Annotated in this window: 15 protein-coding genes; 5 read left to right on the top strand and 10 right to left on the bottom strand. The window is 60.6% G+C overall.

Translation table 11 applies throughout. The features are described from left to right. Positions 1-446: 446 nt before the first annotated feature. Entirely contained in the window at positions 447-2,159 is a 1,713-nt protein-coding gene (locus PPRO_RS07965) for a sigma-54 dependent transcriptional regulator (RefSeq protein WP_041532218.1), read from the bottom strand. A gap of 210 nt (positions 2,160-2,369) precedes the next feature. Between PPRO_RS07965 and PPRO_RS07960 the strand changes: the two genes are divergently transcribed. The 5 genes from PPRO_RS07960 to PPRO_RS19435 all read left to right on the top strand — a co-directional run bounded on the left by PPRO_RS07960 (position 2,370) and on the right by PPRO_RS19435 (position 7,634). Beyond that, positions 2,370-2,837 carry a deoxycytidylate deaminase gene (locus PPRO_RS07960; RefSeq protein ID WP_011735503.1) on the top strand — a complete coding sequence of 156 codons (468 nt, stop codon included), beginning with the start codon at positions 2,370-2,372 and terminating at the stop codon, positions 2,835-2,837. After that, a complete protein-coding gene (nrdR, locus tag PPRO_RS07955; protein ID WP_011735502.1) occupies positions 2,834-3,286 on the top strand; it encodes a transcriptional regulator NrdR in 453 nt (150 codons plus the stop codon). Before PPRO_RS07960 ends, nrdR begins: the two co-directional genes overlap by 4 nt. Then, the gene (gene ribD / locus PPRO_RS07950) at positions 3,283-4,386 is read left to right on the top strand and encodes a bifunctional diaminohydroxyphosphoribosylaminopyrimidine deaminase/5-amino-6-(5-phosphoribosylamino)uracil reductase RibD (RefSeq protein WP_011735501.1); all 1,104 of its coding nucleotides are present in this window, start codon (positions 3,283-3,285) and stop codon (positions 4,384-4,386) included. The genes nrdR and ribD overlap by 4 nt, the downstream gene beginning before the upstream one ends. Continuing rightward, positions 4,371-5,012, top strand: coding sequence for a riboflavin synthase (locus PPRO_RS07945; RefSeq protein ID WP_011735500.1), 642 nt, complete (start codon positions 4,371-4,373; stop codon positions 5,010-5,012). Before ribD ends, PPRO_RS07945 begins: the two co-directional genes overlap by 16 nt. A 279-nt stretch (positions 5,013-5,291) precedes the next feature. Next, positions 5,292-7,634: a transporter substrate-binding domain-containing protein gene (locus PPRO_RS19435; RefSeq protein ID WP_011735499.1), complete on the top strand. Its 2,343-nt coding sequence runs from the start codon at positions 5,292-5,294 to the stop codon at positions 7,632-7,634. A 22-nt stretch (positions 7,635-7,656) separates the two neighbouring features. On the opposite strand, the gene gcvPB is transcribed toward PPRO_RS19435, so the two are convergent. The 9 genes from gcvPB to aroF form a co-directional block, all read right to left on the bottom strand. After that, positions 7,657-9,093, bottom strand: a complete 1,437-nt coding sequence (gene gcvPB / locus PPRO_RS07935; protein WP_011735498.1) for an aminomethyl-transferring glycine dehydrogenase subunit GcvPB — start codon at positions 9,091-9,093, stop codon at positions 7,657-7,659. Beyond that, entirely contained in the window at positions 9,084-10,430 is a 1,347-nt protein-coding gene (gene gcvPA / locus PPRO_RS07930) for an aminomethyl-transferring glycine dehydrogenase subunit GcvPA (RefSeq protein ID WP_011735497.1), read from the bottom strand. Before gcvPA ends, gcvPB begins: the two co-directional genes overlap by 10 nt. 9 nt (positions 10,431-10,439) lie before the next feature. Next, positions 10,440-10,814, bottom strand: a complete 375-nt coding sequence (gene gcvH / locus PPRO_RS07925) for a glycine cleavage system protein GcvH (RefSeq protein ID WP_011735496.1) — start codon at positions 10,812-10,814, stop codon at positions 10,440-10,442. A gap of 236 nt (positions 10,815-11,050) precedes the next feature. Next, on the bottom strand, positions 11,051-11,722 hold the full coding sequence (locus PPRO_RS07915) for an acetate--CoA ligase family protein (RefSeq protein ID WP_011735495.1): 672 nt from the start codon (positions 11,720-11,722) through the stop codon (positions 11,051-11,053). Further along, positions 11,719-13,074 carry an acetate--CoA ligase family protein gene (locus PPRO_RS07910; RefSeq protein WP_011735494.1) on the bottom strand — a complete coding sequence of 452 codons (1,356 nt, stop codon included), beginning with the start codon at positions 13,072-13,074 and terminating at the stop codon, positions 11,719-11,721. The genes PPRO_RS07915 and PPRO_RS07910 overlap by 4 nt, the downstream gene beginning before the upstream one ends. Before the next feature lie 262 nt (positions 13,075-13,336). Further along, complete coding sequence (locus PPRO_RS07905; RefSeq protein ID WP_011735493.1) at positions 13,337-14,761, bottom strand: tetrathionate reductase family octaheme c-type cytochrome; 1,425 nt, start codon at positions 14,759-14,761, stop codon at positions 13,337-13,339. Positions 14,762-14,862: 101 nt separating this feature from the next. Further along, positions 14,863-15,954: a glycine cleavage system aminomethyltransferase GcvT gene (gene gcvT, locus PPRO_RS07900; protein ID WP_011735492.1), complete on the bottom strand. Its 1,092-nt coding sequence runs from the start codon at positions 15,952-15,954 to the stop codon at positions 14,863-14,865. 413 nt (positions 15,955-16,367) lie between these two features. Continuing rightward, the gene (locus PPRO_RS07895; protein WP_011735491.1) at positions 16,368-17,129 is read right to left on the bottom strand and encodes an ADP-ribosylglycohydrolase family protein; all 762 of its coding nucleotides are present in this window, start codon (positions 17,127-17,129) and stop codon (positions 16,368-16,370) included. A gap of 115 nt (positions 17,130-17,244) precedes the next feature. After that, a complete protein-coding gene (gene aroF / locus PPRO_RS07890) occupies positions 17,245-18,264 on the bottom strand; it encodes a 3-deoxy-7-phosphoheptulonate synthase (protein ID WP_011735490.1) in 1,020 nt (339 codons plus the stop codon). Positions 18,265-18,299: the final 35 nt, after the last annotated feature.

Genomic DNA, 18,299 nt, shown 5'->3' with positions numbered 1-18,299 from the left:
TCTCTGTGCCGGGTGTGGGGGGAGAGCTTGTGACAACGAAGGCGGGTGACATGTCACAGGGCTTCACTGTGACATGTCACACAATAGTTGTGACATGTCACAGTGAAGCCCTGTACCTGTGTCATATTCCGGAGCTGCTATTTTAAAGCGGTTTCTTCAGGATAGCGATTGAAACGCATAGCGGCTGACACCGGACAGAGGTCTGTACTGGCCCCGTCAGTCGATTGCGGTTTCAGCTATCCAGGGCATCACGAACCTTGGCAGCCAGGTTATTGACGGAGAAGGGCTTCTGCATGAAACAGACTCCTTCTTCCGAGCAATATAACGAGAAACACCTGACTTTATTATTTTATGTTGTTTGAAACAGAGCGTAAGCTGCCATACGAAAAATAGCGGCGGCCTTGTTGGCAACCGGTTTGGTGGCGCTGCTCACCACCCTGCCGCCACTATTTTGATTGGCACTCTTCCAGGTGCCGGTATACCGTGCGTCGGCTGATGCCCAGCAGGTCGGCGGCGCGGCTCTTGTTGCCGCCAGTCATCACCAGAGCCTCCTCCAGGGTAAGAGGCGGTCGTGAAGAAGGGGCAACAGGAGCATCAACCGGGGAAGCGTCGTCGGCCCGCAGGGAATCGAGCAAATCCTGCGGAAGGTCGGAAAGGGAGATGATATCGGATTTGCAGAGAATGCTGGCATGCTCAATGGCATGCTCCAGTTCACGCACATTGCCCGGCCAGTCGTGCCTGTGGAAGACAGCCATGGCATCACTGGACACACCGGTAATGTCCCGACCGAACTTGACGTTGAACTTTGCAATAAAATGAGCCACCAGCGGTTCAAGGTCGTCCAGGCGTTCCCTGAGCGCCGGCAGCACCACCCGGACCACATTCAGGCGGTAGAAGAGATCCTGGCGGAACGTTCCCTGACTGACCTTATCGGCCAGATTCTGGTTGGTTGCGGCTATGATGCGCACATCCACCCGGAGGGGCGTAGACTCCCCTACCCGCTCGAACTCGCTTTCCTGCAGGACCCGCAGAAGCCGCATCTGCACGGCAGACGAGATATCGCCGATCTCATCCAGGAAGAGCGTTCCGCCGTGGGCCTTCTGGAAACGGCCGACCTTGTCGGCAATGGCGCCGGTAAACGCCCCGCGCACGTGCCCGAACAGTTCACTCTCCAAAAGCGACTCGGACAGGGCCGAGCAGTTGACCTTCACGAACGGACCTCCTGAACGCGCGCCGGTGGCGTGCAGGGCGGCCGCCACCAGTTCCTTGCCGGTTCCGCTCTCGCCGTTGATCAGAACCGTGGTCGGCACGTCGGCAAGCGCCTCGATCAGGGCGAACAGGCGCTGCATGGGCGCCGAGTTGCCGACGATGTTGTGGTATGTGCTTCTGGTACGCAGGGAGCGTTCCAGATCCACCAGGCGCGTCTCGTCGCGGATGACCGCCACCGCGCCATCCACCGTTCCGTCCGCATCCACCACCGGCGTGGAGGTAAACGAGGCCACGCGCGGCTTGCCCTCCCGGTTGCGGCACTCGAATCGCCGCAATTCCTGGGGGACATTGCGGCGCAGCGTTTCCAGCAGGGTGGCGGCGCACATACCGTTACAGCTCAGGTTGAGGGCAGCCAGATCCATCCCGATCATATCGCCGTTCAGTCCGCAGAGATGTCCCGCTGCCGCATTGAACTGGGCCAGACACCCCTCCCGGTCCACCATCACGATGGAATCCGTAACGGTGCGAAAGATGGCATCCAGATTGGCGCGATACAGCTCCCTCTCATCGTTCATCTTCTTCGCGCTCAGGGCATGACGGCTGACCGCCATCAGGGTTTCGTGGCGGATCGGCTTGGTGAGATAGTCGAATGCCCCCAACCGGACCGCTTCCGCCGCGGTATCCACCTCGGGACGGCCGGTGATCATGATTACCTGCGTCGACGGGTACATACTCTTTATATCGCCCAAAAGCCCGATGCCGCTCTCCCCGGCCAGCATGATATCCACCAGGGCCAGATCAAAAGGGGCGGCAGCCAGCAGGGCAAGAGCTTCACCGCGCCCCGCAGCAACCTCCACCCGAAAGCCCTCCTTCTTCAGCAGGCATCCCAGAGTAAAACGGATTCCCTCTTCATCGTCAACAAGCAGTATGCGAAAGCTGGATGGTTGCATAACAGAAATCATTACCTCGTTCAGTGGAAATATCGGTAAGCCGATGGAGCTGTCAGGCCATACCGGTCAGTATACGTATATCCCTTGATTTGTCCATCCCCCCGCAATCACGCACCTCTTCGCAAAAGCCTCTCCCATTCCTGTATTGACCTGACCGCGAGACTGGGGTAACTTGACCGCCACATTAGCAATCGGAAGGAATGCACACCCATGCAACGCCCCTCCTGGGACAGGTACTTCATCGACATAACTCGCCTGGTGGCCACCCGCTCCACCTGTCTGCGCCGGGGCGTGGGAGCGCTTCTGGTCAAGGATCGCAATATCCTGGCCACCGGCTACAACGGCGCGCCATCGGGCATCAGCCACTGCAGCGAGGCGGGGTGCCTCAGGGAACGCCTGAACGTCCCTTCGGGGGAGCGCCATGAACTCTGCCGCGGCCTGCACGCCGAGCAGAACGCCATCATCCAGGCGGCACGGCACGGCGTCAACATCGACGGCGCCACGCTCTACTGCACCACCATGCCCTGCGTGATCTGCACCAAGATGCTGATCAATGCCGGCATACGGCGGGTGGTCTTCGACGAGGGGTATGCCGACGACCTGGCCCGGGAGATGATCGCGGAATCGGGAATCAAGGTAGTCCACTTCCAGCGGGACTCCGGGGAGGATGAATCATGAAATGCCCGTTCTGCGGCAACTCCGACAGCAAGGTGGTGGATTCCCGGCCGGACAAGGGGGGCAGCGGCATACGCAGGCGGCGTGAGTGCGAACAGTGCGCCAAGCGTTTCACCACCCACGAACGCATCGAGGAGATGCTGCCGCTGGTCCTGAAAAAGGATGGCCGCCGCGAACCGTTCGAGCGCACCAAGATCATATCCGGCATAAAGAAAGCCTGCGAGAAGCGCCCCATCTCCGTGGAGGTGATCGAGCGCCTGGTGGACCGCCTGGAAACCCGCCTTCAGGAGTCGTCGGAGAAGGAGATATCCACAACCCTGATCGGCGAATGGATCATGAAAGAACTGCACGACCTGGATGAGGTGGCCTATGTGCGCTTCGCCTCGGTATATCGTTCCTTCCGCGACATCAATGAATTCATGCAGGAGCTGCAGGAGCTGCTGAAGAAATGACCGACGACATCAGGCAGATGAAACGGGCCCTGGCCCTGGCACGCAGGGGGATCGGCAAGACCTCCCCCAACCCGGCGGTGGGATGCGTCATCGTCAAGGACGGGGTCATCGTCGGCACGGGGTGGCACCGGAAGGCAGGCACCTCCCATGCTGAGATCCATGCCCTTGAGATGGCAGGAGAGAGCGCCCGGGGAGCCGACGTGTTTGTGACCCTGGAGCCCTGTTGTCACACCGGAAAGACCCCCCCTTGCAGTCAGGCACTGATCCGGGCAGGGGTGAGACGGGTGGTGGCCGGCATGTCGGATCCCAACCCCCGGGTCAGCGGCGGCGGCCTGGCCGAGCTGGAGACGGCCGGCATCCAGGTCGTCTGCGGTGTCCTTGAGAAGGAGTGCCGCGACCTGAACCGCCCCTTCATCAAGCAGGTCACCACCGGCATGCCCCATGTCACCTACAAGTGCGCCATGACCCTGGACGGCAAGATCGCCACCGTGAGCGGCGCATCGCGCTGGATCAGCTGCCAGGAGTCCCGCACACTGGTTCACCGCATGCGGGCGCGCATGGATGCAATCATGGTAGGAGTGGACACCATCATCGCCGACGACCCGCAGCTGACGGTTCGCCACGTAAGGGGCAGGAACCCGCTGCGGGTGGTGGTGGACACGCGCCTGCGTACCCCGGAGAGCGTCAGGGTACTCGGCGACGGCAATGCGGTCAACACCCTCATCGCCACCGCGGAAACCAACCCGCGCGTGCATCTGCGCTACCAGAACCAGGGGGCCACCATCCTGGTGTGCGATCAGGAGAACGGCCGCGTTTCCATGAAAGACCTGATGTTCAAGCTGGGCAAACGGGGGGTGCAGTCCATCCTGCTGGAGGGTGGAGGGCGCCTGGCCGGAAGCATGCTGGAACAGGGGCTGATCGACGAATTCGTCTTCTTCCTGGCACCCAAAATTCTGGGAAGCGACGGTTTTTCACCGTTCAGCCTGGTGGGAAGGACAAGCATGGAGCAGGCATCCAGGCTGAACATTATCAAAGTGAGCCGCAGCGGCATCGATATCGTCGTGCATGCGCGGTCGGAGGCGCCATGTTCACCGGCCTGATCGAAGATACCGGGCGGGTGACCGCCTTTGAACGGCGCGGCAAGGCCGGCCTGCTGCGGGTCGCGAGCTCCCTTCCCCTGGACGAGATTGCCATCGGCGACTCGGTTGCGGTCAACGGGGCCTGCCTGACCGTCACCGAGAAACGCGAGGGAACGCTGACGTTCGACGTATCCCCCGAGTCGCTCACAGCCACGACCCTGGGCAGCCTGGCAAGTGGAAGCCTGGTCAACCTGGAACGCGCCCTGCGTTTGGGGGACCGCATGGGGGGGCACATCGTCACCGGACACGTGGACTGTGTCGGCCGTCTGGCGCGCACGGAGAACAGCTCGCACCACCACGTCCTGGAATTCTCCCTTCCGGCTGGGAACGCACGCTATCTGGTGACCAAGGGATCGGTGACCATCGACGGCATCAGCCTGACGGTCAACAGGGTCAGCCAGGACGGCTTCACGGTCAACATCATTCCCCATACCCTGGAGCGAACCAGCCTGCACAGCTTGCGACCGGGCAATGAGGTCAACATCGAAACCGACATCATCGGAAAATACGTTGAACGGCTGACCCAGCCCTGGAAATCCGGCAGTGGCCTGACCATGAGGGCACTGGCCGAGAACGGTTTTCTGTAGTCGGCCATCGCCACCCAACTCCCTCCACATGCAGTACATATCCCCTTGACTTACGGGTAAGTCCACTGTATTGTTTTTTACCAATAAAATAACACATTATTCAAATCTCATGGAGATTGAATGAATTTCAATGAAAACGACCATAGGGAATTGGCACAAGCCGCTCGGATCAGCACTAGACTGATGGAGCGGTTTTTTTTTGCGCATCCCCGCCCATGAGACATCATTTCTGGCCCTGAACCCGCGTTTAACAGAATCCACAACGGAACAGACACCTTGATGCGCTACCTTCATATCCCCTTCACGAAACCAGACGCGAAGCAGTTTATTTCTCTTTTTGGCGCCAGCCTGATCTTTTTCATCTTTGTGACCAGCAGCTCCGTCTGGGGCATGGACAGGACGAAACTGATCATCGGCGGTGACAGCAACAACCTCCCCTACGAAGTCCTCCAAAAGGGGGTGCCGGGGGGGTTCAACATCGAACTGATGCGTGCAGTTGCCGAGGTCATGGGCCTTGACGTGGAGTTCCGGCTTGGCTCCTGGAACAATGCACGGCGAAACCTGGAGACAGGAAAGATTGACGTGCTTGCCGGTATGTACTACTCGGAGGAACGCAGCCGGCAGATGGACTTCTCCGTTCCCCACACCATGGTTACACCCGGTCTGTTCGTTCGTAAGGGGTCATCCATCCGCTCGTTCCAGGATCTCAAGAGCAAACAGGTTATCGTCCAGGAGGGCGATATTGTCCACGACCTGATGACACACTCCGGCATTACTCCCCACATCATCGTCGTGCAGGACGCCGCCCACGCCCTTAAGCTGCTGGCCTCGGGAAAGCACGACTGCGTGCTGACACCGTCCAAGCTGCAGGGGGAATACTTCATCAAAACATTCAACCTGACCACGCTGCACGCGGTCAAGACCGATCTGTCCCAACTGCGCTACTGTTTCGCGGTGCGAACGGGGAACCGGGAACTGCTCTTCAAACTGGACGAGGGGTTGAACATTCTCAAGGTTAACGGAACCTACCGACGGATCTACGAGAAATGGTTCGGTATCTACGAGAAAGAGGAGCAGTGGGGGACCATCAGATACTTCGTCGCCGCCCTGACACTGGTCGGCGGACTGCTGCTGGCCATTTTCCTCTGGTCCCGTTCCCTCCAGCGCCAAGTCAGGAGACGAACCGCAGAACTGGTGGCCAACGAGAACGAACTGCGCCAGGCGCAGGCGGAACTGGAGCAGCGGGTTGCCGAGCGGACAGCCGATCTGGCGGCCCTGAACGAGAACCTGCACAGGGAAATAGCGGAGCGCGCTCTGATTGAAGAGGGGCTCTGCAGGAGCAACCAGCGCCTGGATCTGCTGGCGGAAATGGCCGGCCAGCTACTGAGGAGCGAATCGCCGCGGAAGGCGGTGCTCTTCCTCTGCCGAAGAGTATTGAACTACCTTGAGTGCGACGTTTTTTTCAACTACCTGATTGACGACCAGCGACAGCGTCTGCACCTGAACGCCTGCAGCGGCATTGGAGAAGAAGACGTTGCCAGAATGGAGTGGCTCGACTTCGGCGTCGGCCTGTGCGGCTGCGCCGCCCGTGACGGTGTGCGCCTGGTGGTCAACAACCTCCAGGATACTGATGACCAGTACACAGCACTGGTGAAACCGTTCGGTATCAGGGCCTACGCCTGCCATCCGCTGATCTCCCATGGCCGGACCCTGGGGACGCTCTCCTTCTGCTCTCGCACCAGATGCGGTTTCAGCGACGATGATCTCGCGCTGATGAAGACTGTGGCCGATCATGTGGCCATCGCCATGGAGCGCAAGAAAGCAGGAGAACAACTGAAGCAACGCCAGGAACAGCTGGAGGAATTGAACAGGACCCTTGACAGGCGGGTACGGGAAGAGGTGATTCTGAACCGGCAGAAGGATCTCATGCTGATCCGCCAAAACCGCCAGGCCGCCCTGGGCGAGATGCTGGATCACATCGCCCACCAGTGGAAACAGCCGCTGAACGCCCTCTCCCTGATCATCCAGGATCTGGGGGAATCATGGTCAAGCGACGAACCGGATGAAGGGAACATCGAAGAGGCGGTGGACAAGACCATGGCGCTGGTGGAGCACATGTCCCAGACCATCAATGTATTCAGGGACTTTTACCGGCCGGAAAAGGAGAAGAAAGTCTTTCACATCAAGGAATCCATCGACAGGGCCCTCTCCTTCATCGAACCGACCCTGAGGGTCCATTCCATCAGCGTTGAACTGGACGTGGAGCCGGGATTGTCGGCATTTGGCTACCCCAAGGAATACGCCCAAGTGCTGCTCAACATCCTGGCCAATGCCAGGGATGCCTTCAGGACGAAAAATATCCAACAGCCCAGGATGCTCATACGCGCCTGCGGGGAAGACGACAAGGCCTCCGTCACCATCACCGACAATGCCGGCGGCATCCCCGAATCGATCATCGACAGGGTCTTCGACCTGTACTTCACCACCAATGAGGCCAACGGCGGCAGCGGCATCGGTCTGTACATGTCCAAGAACATCATCGAAAAGAGCATGGGGGGCAGCCTGGAGGTCATGAACACCGGCAACGGCACCCAGTTCCGCATCGACGTAAGCATATCATAAGGCTCCCATCACTCATCACTCATCACCAGCACACCTTCAACTCCCGGGCAGCCTTGGTCTCGTCCAACCGAGAAACCGGCATGGTCAGCGGCGCATCCAGTAACACCCGGGGATTGCTCTCCGCCAGTCCGGACGCCTCGATCATGGCATCGATAAACCCATCCAGTGTCGCCCTGCTCTCGGTTTCAGTCGGCTCGATCATGATGGCTTCCCTGACGTTCAGGGGGAAATAGACCGTGGGCGGGTGGAATCCGCGGTCAATGAGGTACTTGGCGATGTCGATGGCATGGACACCCTGGGCCAGCTGCCGGGAGGCCGAGAACACGCACTCGTGCATGCAGGGAAGATCATGGGGGAGTTCGTAATGCCCTTTAAGTCGCTCTTTGATGTAGTTGGCGTTCAGCACCGCAGCTTCGGACACCCGCATCAGCCCTTGGCGACCGAGCATGGTTATGTAGGCGTAGGCCCTTGCCAGCACGCCGAAATTACCGAAGAAGTTGGCACAACGCCCGATGGAGAGTTCCGATTCCGTTTCCAGACACAAACGGCCATGCTCGTCCATTCGGACGCGTGGCAGCGGCAAGAAGGGGATCAGCGCCTGCCTGACCCCCAATGGCCCGGCGCCGGGACCGCCGCCACCGTGGGGCGTGGCAAAGGTTTTGTGCAGGTTTACATGCACCACGTCAAAGCCGATATCACCCGGCCGCACCCTACCCAGGATGGCGTTCAGGTTGGCGCCGTCGTAGTACATGAGGGCATCATGGGAGTGGGCGATGTCGCAGATCTCCCGGATGCGTGGATTGAACAGCCCCAGGGTGTTGGGGCAGGTCATCATGACCGCCGCCACCTGATCGTTCATGGCCTGCCTGAACAGCTCCATGTCCATGTCCCCCTGGGTACCGGAGGCAACGGTGATGATCTCATAGCCCGCCATGGCCGCCGAGGCGGGATTGGTGCCGTGGGACGAATCCGGCACCAGAACGTAGCGCTTGCGCTTGCCCCGGGCCCGGTGGTAGGCGGCGATCAGCATGATGCCGGTCATCTCCCCCTGGGCGCCCGCCAGCGGCTGGGTGCAGACCTCGTCCATGCCGGTGATGTCGGCCAGGAGCTGCCCCAGGTCGTAGAGCAGCCCCAGGCTCCCCTGACAGAGCTCCTCGCCGCCCGGCAGGAGCGCCGTCATGGGATGAAACGCCTCGAACAGCAGAGCCGCGTCCTCCAGCACCCTGGGGTTGTACTTCATGGTGCAGGAACCCAGGGGATAGAAATGGGTGTCCACCGAGAAGTTGCGCCGGGAGAGGTTGGTGAAGTGCCGCACCAGGTCCAGCTCCGAGAGCTGGGGCAGTTCCGCCGGTACTACACGCAGAAGCTCCTCAGGCAGCGATTCCGAGACGGGCACGTCCGAGGCGGGCAAGGCCACACCGCGCCGCCCGGCAACCGACTCTTCGTAGATCAGCCGCATAACGCCACCTCCAGTTGCCGAGCCAGGTGATCGATCTCCCGACGGCTCCGCTTCTCGGTCACGGTCACCACCATCAGCCGCTCCGAATCCCGGTAGTAGGTGGAGAGCGGCACTCCGGCCGCCACCCCCTGCCCCAGCAGCGCCGCTACGGCAATGCCGGCCGGTGCGGGGAGCGAGACGGTGAATTCGTTGAAGGTGGGGGCCGAGCGCAGGACGGACACTCCGGGGATTTCCTCCAGGCGCGCCTTGGCGTACTCGGACTTGTCCCGGTTCAGACGAGCCAACTCCGTCAGCCCATCCCTGCCCAGTGAAGAGAGGAAGATCAGCCCCCGCAGGGCGCAGAGGCTCTGGTTGCTGCAGATGTTGGAGGTGGCCCGGTGGCGCTTGATGTGTTGTTCGCGGGCCTGCAGGGTCAGCACATAGCCGCGCCTCCCCTGTCCGTCCACGGTTTCGCCCACCATGCGACCGGGCATGTTGCGTACCAGGGCCTTACGCGCCGCCATGAAGCCGAATGAGGGGCCGCCGAAGGAGAGCGGGTTGCCCAGGCTCTGGCCATCCCCCACGGCGATATCCACGCCCATCTCCCCTGGCGTCTTCAGCAGTCCCAGGGAGACGGGGTAGACCGAACTGATCAGTAGCGCCCCCCTGGCGTGGAGCAGGTCGGCCAGAGACGAGTAATCATCCACCGTGCCGAAGAAAGTGGGGTTCTGCACCAGCAGGCCGGCCACGCCGTCGTCCAGTACAGTTTCAAGTTCCCCGCGGTTCAGCAATCCGTCCAGAGGTTCGATCTCCAAAACCTCCACATCCAGATTCCCCAGATAGGTTTTCAGCACCTGGCGGGAGAAGGGGTTGACGCAGCCGTCCACCACGATCCTCCTGCGCCCGGTGACGCGCAGGGCCATCATAGCAGCCTCGGCGCAGGCGGTGGCGCCGTCGTAGAGCGAGGCATTGGAAACATCCAGATCGGTCAAGCGGCAGATGGCGGTCTGGTATTCGAACAGCGCCTGCAGAGTACCCTGGGAGCACTCCGGCTGATAGGGGGTATAGGCGGTATAAAACTCCGACCTGCCGGCCAGGTGAGAGACGACGGAGGGGACCAGGTGGTCGAAGTAACCTCCGCCGATGAAGGGGACGATCCCCTGTCCGTTTTCAGCGGCCAGTTCCCGCATCCTGGCCAAAGCTTCGAACTCCGACATGCCGGGAGGGATGTTGAAGGTCCTGGCCCGCAGCTCTTCGGGGATGGACGCGAACAGATCATCCACACTGGCGACGCCGATCAGGTCGAGCATCTCCCCCCTCTCCTCCGGCGTGTGGGGACAATAATGGCTGTCATCCATGGCTGACTCCTACAGGCTTTTCAGGTAGCAGGCGTACTGTTCTTCCGTCATCAGTTTCTCCAGTTCGGTTGCGTCATCCAGTTCCAGCCAGGCCATCCACCCCCTGTCCCAGGGGCTCTCGTTGACCAGTTCGGGCGCGCCCTCCAGCTCCCCGTTGACCTTGACCACGGTTCCGGAAACCGGCGCGAAGATATCACTGGCAGCCTTGACCGACTCGATGCTTCCCAGCAGATCGAACTGTCCGACCTTTACTCCAATCTTGGGCAGTTCAACGAAGGTGACATCGCCCAACTCCTGGGCCGCATGTTCGCTTATGCCGACTACCCCCACCCCGTCCTGCAGCCTGACCCACTCATGTTCTTTGGTGAAATAGATCTCCGCCATGATCTCCCCTCCCCTTCCCGATCTCATGCAGCTCATTCAAATGACTCTCATAATCATAATCGACAAACGTAAACTCTCAAGGAGCCTCCCCTGTTCTCGCGATGCCTTGAAGAAGCCGGATATGACGGCCGTTGTGCTCAGAATAAGAGGTGTGACAGGGAGGGGTGCGCAGGACTGAATCGGGACACCGACCGGGCATCTGGCGCAGTTGTCGCCCCTGGGGCAGCAGGACGTGGTCAAATCCTGCTCATCTTGGCGTCCAGCACCAGCGTTCCTGACGGGTAGAGGATGACCGGATTCAGGTCGATGGTCCGAAACTGACCGCTCGCAATCACTTCAGAAACCATCACGATCACGTGGGTCAAGGCACACACGTCCAGAGGAGGCTGCCCCCGAAAACCCTTAAGGATCTTCTCCCCCTTGGTCTCTTTCATCAGCCAGATGGCCTGCTGACGGTCAACCGGCGCCAGGGCGAAGGATACATCACGGAAAAGCTCCACGAAAAGACCGCCCGGACCGAACATGACGATGGGACCGAAACTGTTGTCCACAATCCCGCCCACAATCACTTCGAAACCGGGCCGGGCCATCTCCTCCACCAGGACCCCTTCGGCATGTTCCATCCGCGATAGTTCCGACACTGCTTTTTGAAGTTCATCCCCGTTTCCTATGCCGAGCCGCACACCGCCGATGTCGCTTTTGGAGGCAATCCGTGATGACACAACCTTGGCGACCAGCGGAAAGGAGAGTCCGGCAACGGACAGGATCTTTGTTCCGCGGGAAATAAACATGCCTTTGGGTACGGATAGACCCAGTCCGCGGAGTAATTCCTTCACTTCATGCTCGCGAAAGGGATCACGATCCGACCGTGCTCGCAGGAATTCATCGATTCTGTCTCCAGTCGTCATCTGGTTTCATCCCCCCGACCATGCAGCAGCATGGCCAGCGCCCGCACGGCCCTCTCCGGGGAAGGATATACGGGTATCTTACCTTTCTCCATGAGCCTGGCCAGTTTGCGGGAGATTCCGCCCTGAGCGACATGGGCAACCACCGGCTTGCCCGTTGCCATGCTAAAATCGTGCACCATCTCTGCCACCGCCAGGGTAACCCCGGAGACTGCGGTCAGGGCTATGACGATGAACCCGTCATAGGCTTCGCGCACCGCATCGAGGGCCACCCGGTAATCCTCCGCCCTCACCTGGCCGGTGAGATCGATGGGGTTAGCGATGGCGTAAAATGAGGGGAAAGACACTATGAGACGTTCCACGACCGCTTCGGGCAGGGGTGGGAGTTCCAGTCCGGCCCGGCCACACTCATCCGCGGCCAGCACCCCCGAACCGCCGCCATTGGTGATGACGCAGACCCGTTTCCCGGACGCCGGCCGCTGCAGCGACAGGGCTTTCGCCCCATCCAGAAGGGACTCGTAATCAATGGCCTCCTGTATCCGGAACTGTCTGAGGATCGAGCGGAACACCTCGTAGCTGCCGGCAAGCCGCCCGGTATGGGAACATGCAGCCTTCTGGCCACCGGCTCCCTTGCCCGCCTTGAGGACAAGCAGAGGCTTGGTGTTATCCAGATTCCGCGCCGCTTCGATGAACCTGCGGCCGTTGCCGACGGATTCCAGGTATGAAATGACCACGCGGGTTTCCCGGTCTTCGGCCAGGTATTCGTACACATCGGCCGCGTCCAGGTCGACTGCGTTTCCATAATTGATGACCTTTGAAACGCCCATGTTCGCCTGCCGGACCGCCTCCAACAGGCAGACCACGAGCGCGCCGCTCTGGGAAACGATCGCCACGTTCCCCTTGCCCGGTTTTTTCAACAGCGCATGGGGGAGAAACATCGTATCCAGGCCGTGGCGGGGATTGTAAACGCCGAGACAGTTCGGCCCTATGAGCCTGATTCCGGCTTCCCTGCCGATGTGCTTAATCTCTTCCTGCAACTCCCAGGCGCCGACTTCAGCGAATCCGGCGCTTACTATCAGCGCAAACCGGACCTTGCCCGCGTGCTGGTGCAGGATGCCGGGAACCTCTGCCGCGGGACGCATGATGATGGAGAGATCCACGGGACAGGGGAGATCACCTATGGAGCGATAGGCTGTGCGCCCCATGAGTTCCGCATAGTTGGGATTGACCGGATACACCTCCCCTTTCAAACCGAGCAGGTTTTTCAGGACAATGCCCCCCAGTTTCTCCTCGCTCGCCGCTGCCCCGATGAGGGCGACACGTGTGGGGGAAAAGAGTGAATCAAGCTCCGCCATGCCCAGGTCCTTCCGGTATCGTGATAGATCGGTGTTTACGTAGAAATTCGTTTTTATCAGACGAATCCAATTCTTAAACAGTCTGATTGCCTATCAGTATGGTACCGCATATAGGGCTGATTTCTACTCGCAGGCCCTGCCGGCGCACTGCCTGAACCGCATGGTCTTCCCCCTTCAGACAAAAAAAGGCTCCCCGACGCACCGAGCGGTACGCCGGGGAGCCTTTTATGCAGCGAGGCTTACCCTTTCAGCTGAACAGGAACTATTTTTTCAGGCGCGGGTCCCCGGCATAGCCAAGGGCCTTCCAGTCCAGTCGCCCCTTGGCGCCGTGGCAATCAGCGCACCTGAGCGCCTTCTCCTTGGGAGCCACCATGTGGTTGACCGGCCAGACCATGGAGGTTTCGATCCAGCCGAACTTTCCGCTGTACGGTTGTCCGGCCGACTTCATGCCCGCCGCGATGGCCTTGCCCCAGTCGTAGTGAACCCAATAGGCGCTCTCGCTGGTGGGAGGTCCGAAGACGTTGACAACCGCTACGGTTTTATTTTCACTGTCGTAGGGCTGTTTCCCCCTCATGACCTTGAAGGGGAAGATCCTGGCGTTGGGATCCTTACGGCTTCCCTTTGCCGCTGACAACTTGACCTCCCTGGTCGGATCGATTTTGTCGCCCAGAAGGACGCGCTCAACCGAGCCGTTGTACCAGAAATAGGTGGGAACGATATCCTTTTCCCAGGCAAAATCACCCTTCATTTTGTCGTACTGTTTCTCGCCATAGGCGTCCTTCTTCACCTCTTCGGGTTTCACGTCCTTGCCGGCGGTTGACCAGTCCCACCAGACCTTGGTCGGCTTTGCCTTGGCAAAAGTGGGTATGTGGCAGGTCTGGCAGGCGATCTTCCCGGCATGCCTGTTCAGCATGGCGTTCTTGTGCGCGTCACCCCGGTGGCAGTCGGTGCAGCCCATGGTGCGGGCGGCGCCGCTGCCCAGCGAGACGGAAGCTGCCTCACCCTTGATGGCGTGGTCGTTCCCCCGGTGACAGGACTCGCAGGTCATCTGCGACTTCCCTCCCATGTGGATATCGATGTCCGGAGTGGGATTGGTCAAGGTGGAATCCAGGTCGCCATGCTTGACCCGGTCGCCGCCGCCACCGTAGAAGTGGCAGGAACCGCAGGTTGCGCGGGTCGGTTTGCCCACGGACTGGGCAACCCTGACCAGGTCAACCGGTTCCCACACGTTTCCCTTGGGGAATTCCTTCTTCTCGCCTGCGTACACCGGGTGTCCGGCCCCGGACGGAAACTTCCTGTAGGTTCCGGTGCTGTCATGGCAAACCAGGCAGTCCACGTTCTCCGCCTTGGTGAAGTCGAAGGAACTGTCCTTCCAGCCATAGCCGGCATGACAACTGGTGCAGCGGGACCAGTTGGAAGGGAGGGCGATGCAGAAGTTGTTCAAAGCGTTCTTCTTGCCGTACTCCATGCTCTTGCCGTTCACGACCTGTTTCTTGGACCAGGTCCAGTGCACCGACTTCATGAAAGATTGCGTCTCCTGTTCATGACACTCCATGCACTTCCTGGTCACTTCGGGGCCGTTCTTGAATGGACCGCGGATGAACTCCGCATGGTTCGGCCCGGCGAATGCCGGATGGGATGCGCACCCCATAGCCAGGATGAACAGGACGAAAAAATGTCTCTTCATGTGACAAACCTCCTTCGTTATTAGTGCACCGTCACACGGAACAGGACCCGCTTGCGAGTCATCCCCTGCCAGGGCACGTCGGAATCCGTTTCCAGAAGAATCTACTCCCTGAGCGACCCCTTGCCATAGAAAGGGAGTTCACAGACCACGGCCTCCATGCTGACCCGTTCGTGTCCGATGGTCAGACGGGTACCGATCCCGGCAGCCTCCGGCCTGACCAGCCCCAGGCCGATGCCGCACCCCAGCATGGGGGAGAAGACGCCGCTGGTCACGCTCCCCACAACCTGACCGCAACAGTGGATGTCGTAGTGCTGACGGGGCGAACGGCGGCCCTCCACCCGAAAGGCTACCTTGCATCGGGAAAGCCCCTGCTCCCTCTGGGCCAATAACGCATCCCTGCCTACAAAATCCTTGTCGAAATTGACAAACATCTCCAGACCGGCCTCCAGGGGGGTGATGCTCTCGTCGATATCGTGGCCGTAGAGGGAGTAGCCCAACTCCAGACGCAGCAGGTCCCGGGCGCCCAGGCCGGCCGGCCTGACCCGCTGGTCACGCAGCAGCAGGTCCCACAGTTCACCGACCCTGGCGCTGGGGAGGAAAATTTCAAAGCCCAGTTCACCGGTATAGCCGGTGCGGCTGACCAGCGCCTGGCACCCCAGGATCTCCATGGGGATGGACCTAAAGTAGGCCAGTTCCGCCACCTGCCCTCCGATGGTATCCACCAGCACCTGGCGCGCCAGGGGGCCCTGCACATCCAGCTTGCCGGTCTCATCGGTAATGTCCCTGAACGAGCCTCCCCGCAGGCGGCTGGCGATAACGCTGAAGTCAGAGGCGATGGTGGCGGCGTTGACCACGATCATGGCGCTGCTCTCAGTCAGGCGGAAGACGATCAGGTCGTCGATGATCCCCCCCCGATCGTTGAGCAGGAAACCGTAGCGCGAGCGCCCCAGCGGGATGGTTGCCACGGAGAAGCTGAACAGCTCTTCCAGTCCATGGGCATTTAAATCACCCTCGAACAGGAACTCCCCCATGTGGCAGATATCGAACAGCGCCGCCCGTTGTCGGCACCAGCCATGCTCGGCGATGATCCCCGCGTACTGGATCGGCATATCCCAGCCGCCAAAGGGGCCCATGCGGGCATTCAGGCTTTTGTGTCTGGCATTCAGGGGGGTCTGTTTCAACGATTCATCCATGTCAACCACTCCGTTAAAACTGCCGGGAAGAGGCCAGGTTAGCGCCCGCCATTGTTTCCCGGCTCAGCCTGAATTCCCGTGTGCAATTGTCCGACCTGCCGGAGGCGCTTTCTCGTCCGATGTTGACGGAAAGTATACCGTCCCTCCGCAATAATGCCACTGTCCGCGAAAGCAGGAAACCAGTCCGAATCATTCCCGTGGATGAAGTGCTGCACGGGGGATGGTGCGGAATCAGTGCACAGTGCGATGGAGAGCTACAGGGAGGCTAGCGGTCTGCCGGGAATCGGCAGCCAACATACAGACACAGCCATCTGCCGAAATCAGGAGAGAATGGTATGAGGGTGGAGTATGAAAGGTGAGTCCGGCACCTGGCTCCGGGGCGGTCCCGTCGGAACCTGCTCACCGGCATCCTGTCAGGCCGGCGGAAAGCGGTCAATAACGTCCAGAAAATCCTGTGGCAGCAGGGAGCGCACCCGGCTGGCGATGATCTCCGGGACAGCGCCGTAATGGGCGGCGGCGATGGCACCGGTGATGCAGGCCTGGGTGTCGCTGTCCCCTCCCAGGGAAACCGCCTTCCTGATTGCGTCCTCGTAGTCGCTGGACTCCAGAAAAGCGATCACCGCTTCAGGTACGCTCCCCTGGCAGGAGACGTCGAAGTGGTAGCCGAGCCTGATCTCGGCCAGGGTGCGCCCCAGGTCATAGCCGAAGCGGCTCTCCAGCTCGTGCCGAATTGCCCTTTTCCCCGCCCCGCTTTTACCCAGAAACACCGCCAGGGCAACGGCCTGGGCCCCCTTGATCCCCTCGGGGTGGTTGTGGGTCACCACGGCGCTGCGAAACGCCTCGGCAAGTACCCGTTCCTGGCTGTCAAAGGCTAGTCCCACCGGCGAGACCCGCATGGCCGAGCCGTTCCCCCAGCTGCCATAGGGTTGGGGGTCTTCAGCGCGCAACCAGCGCATGAAGCAGCCACCGTACCCGGCCCGGGGATAGCGCCGTCCCAACCGGTGCATCCAGGCGCCGTAGTCGCCATCCTCCAGGATGGCCCGGGCCACGGCAACGGTCATGACCGTATCGTCGGTGAAGCGGCTCCCCGCTTGGAAGAGCGGGAAATCCTCGCGCTTGACGGGACTGAACTCATACACCGAACCGATGACATCGCCGGCAATAGCTCCCAGCATGGGCGCACCTCCTCCGGAAACAGGGAACGCCGCCCCCCGATCGAACGGCGTTCTCCCAGTATAACGCAGCTTCCCCGCTCCGGGAGAGGGCGGGAGGTTGGCTGGGCACTCCGACCTAGAGGGTCCTCCCTGCCGCCGCGGCGAACAGCTTCAGCTTTTCCATCATGGCGGCGAACTTAACCGGCTTGAGCGACTGGGCGCCGTCGCTGGAGGCGTTTTCCGGGTCGGGGTGCACCTCCACCATCAGCCCGTCTGCTCCTGCCGCCACGGCGGCGTAGCACATGGGCGCAACATAGTGGTGGTTGCCGGTGCCGTGGGAGGGATCGATCACCACCGGCAGATGGGTCTTCCCTTTCAGCACCGGTATGGCCGACAGGTCCAGCGTGTTGCGGGTGGCTGTCTCGAAGGTGCGGATACCCCGCTCGCAGAGGATCACCGACTGGTTTCCCTCGCTCATGATGTACTCGGCGCTCATCAGGAACTCCTGGATCGTCATGGACATACCCCGTTTCAGCAGCACAGGACGTTTGAGCTGACCGACCTTCTTCAATAGGGCGAAGTTCTGTGCGTTGCGGGCGCCGATCTGCAGCATGTCGGAGTATTCGGCAACCAGTTCGGCGGTCTCCGGGTTGATCACCTCGGTGACAAAGGGAAGACCGGTTACCTCGCGCGCCTTGGCCAAGAGTTTTAGCCCCTCTTCCTCCATCCCCTGGAAGGAGTAGGGAGAGGTGCGCGGCTTGAAGGCACCGCCCCGCAGCATCTGCGCCCCGGCCGCCTTCACCGCTATCGCCGACTCGATGATCTGCTCCTCGCTCTCCACGGAACAGGGGCCGGCCATGACGATCAACTGCTGGCCGCCGATGCAGACCTGATCGTTGACCCGCACCAGACTGGCCTCTTTCTTCAGCTCCTTGGAAGCCAACTTGTACGGCTGGAGGATCGGCAGGACATTCTCGACTCCGTGCATGGATTCCACCTTCTGCAACACCGCCTTTCCCCGCTCGTCTCCGATGGCCCCGATCACGTCCCTGGTGGAACCGTGGATGACATGCGGCTTGTAGCCCAGTTCCCTGATGCGCTTCAATACCTCGTCCCGTTCCTTCTTGGTTGCCCCGGCCTTCATGACGATGATCATCTCTGCTCCTTTTTGGCCACAAAACGAACAGGAGC

It is taken from the genome of Pelobacter propionicus DSM 2379, assembly GCF_000015045.1.
GTDB lineage: Bacteria > Desulfobacterota > Desulfuromonadia > Geobacterales > Pseudopelobacteraceae > Pseudopelobacter > Pseudopelobacter propionicus.
This window is presented reverse-complemented; position numbering and strand designations above follow the sequence as displayed.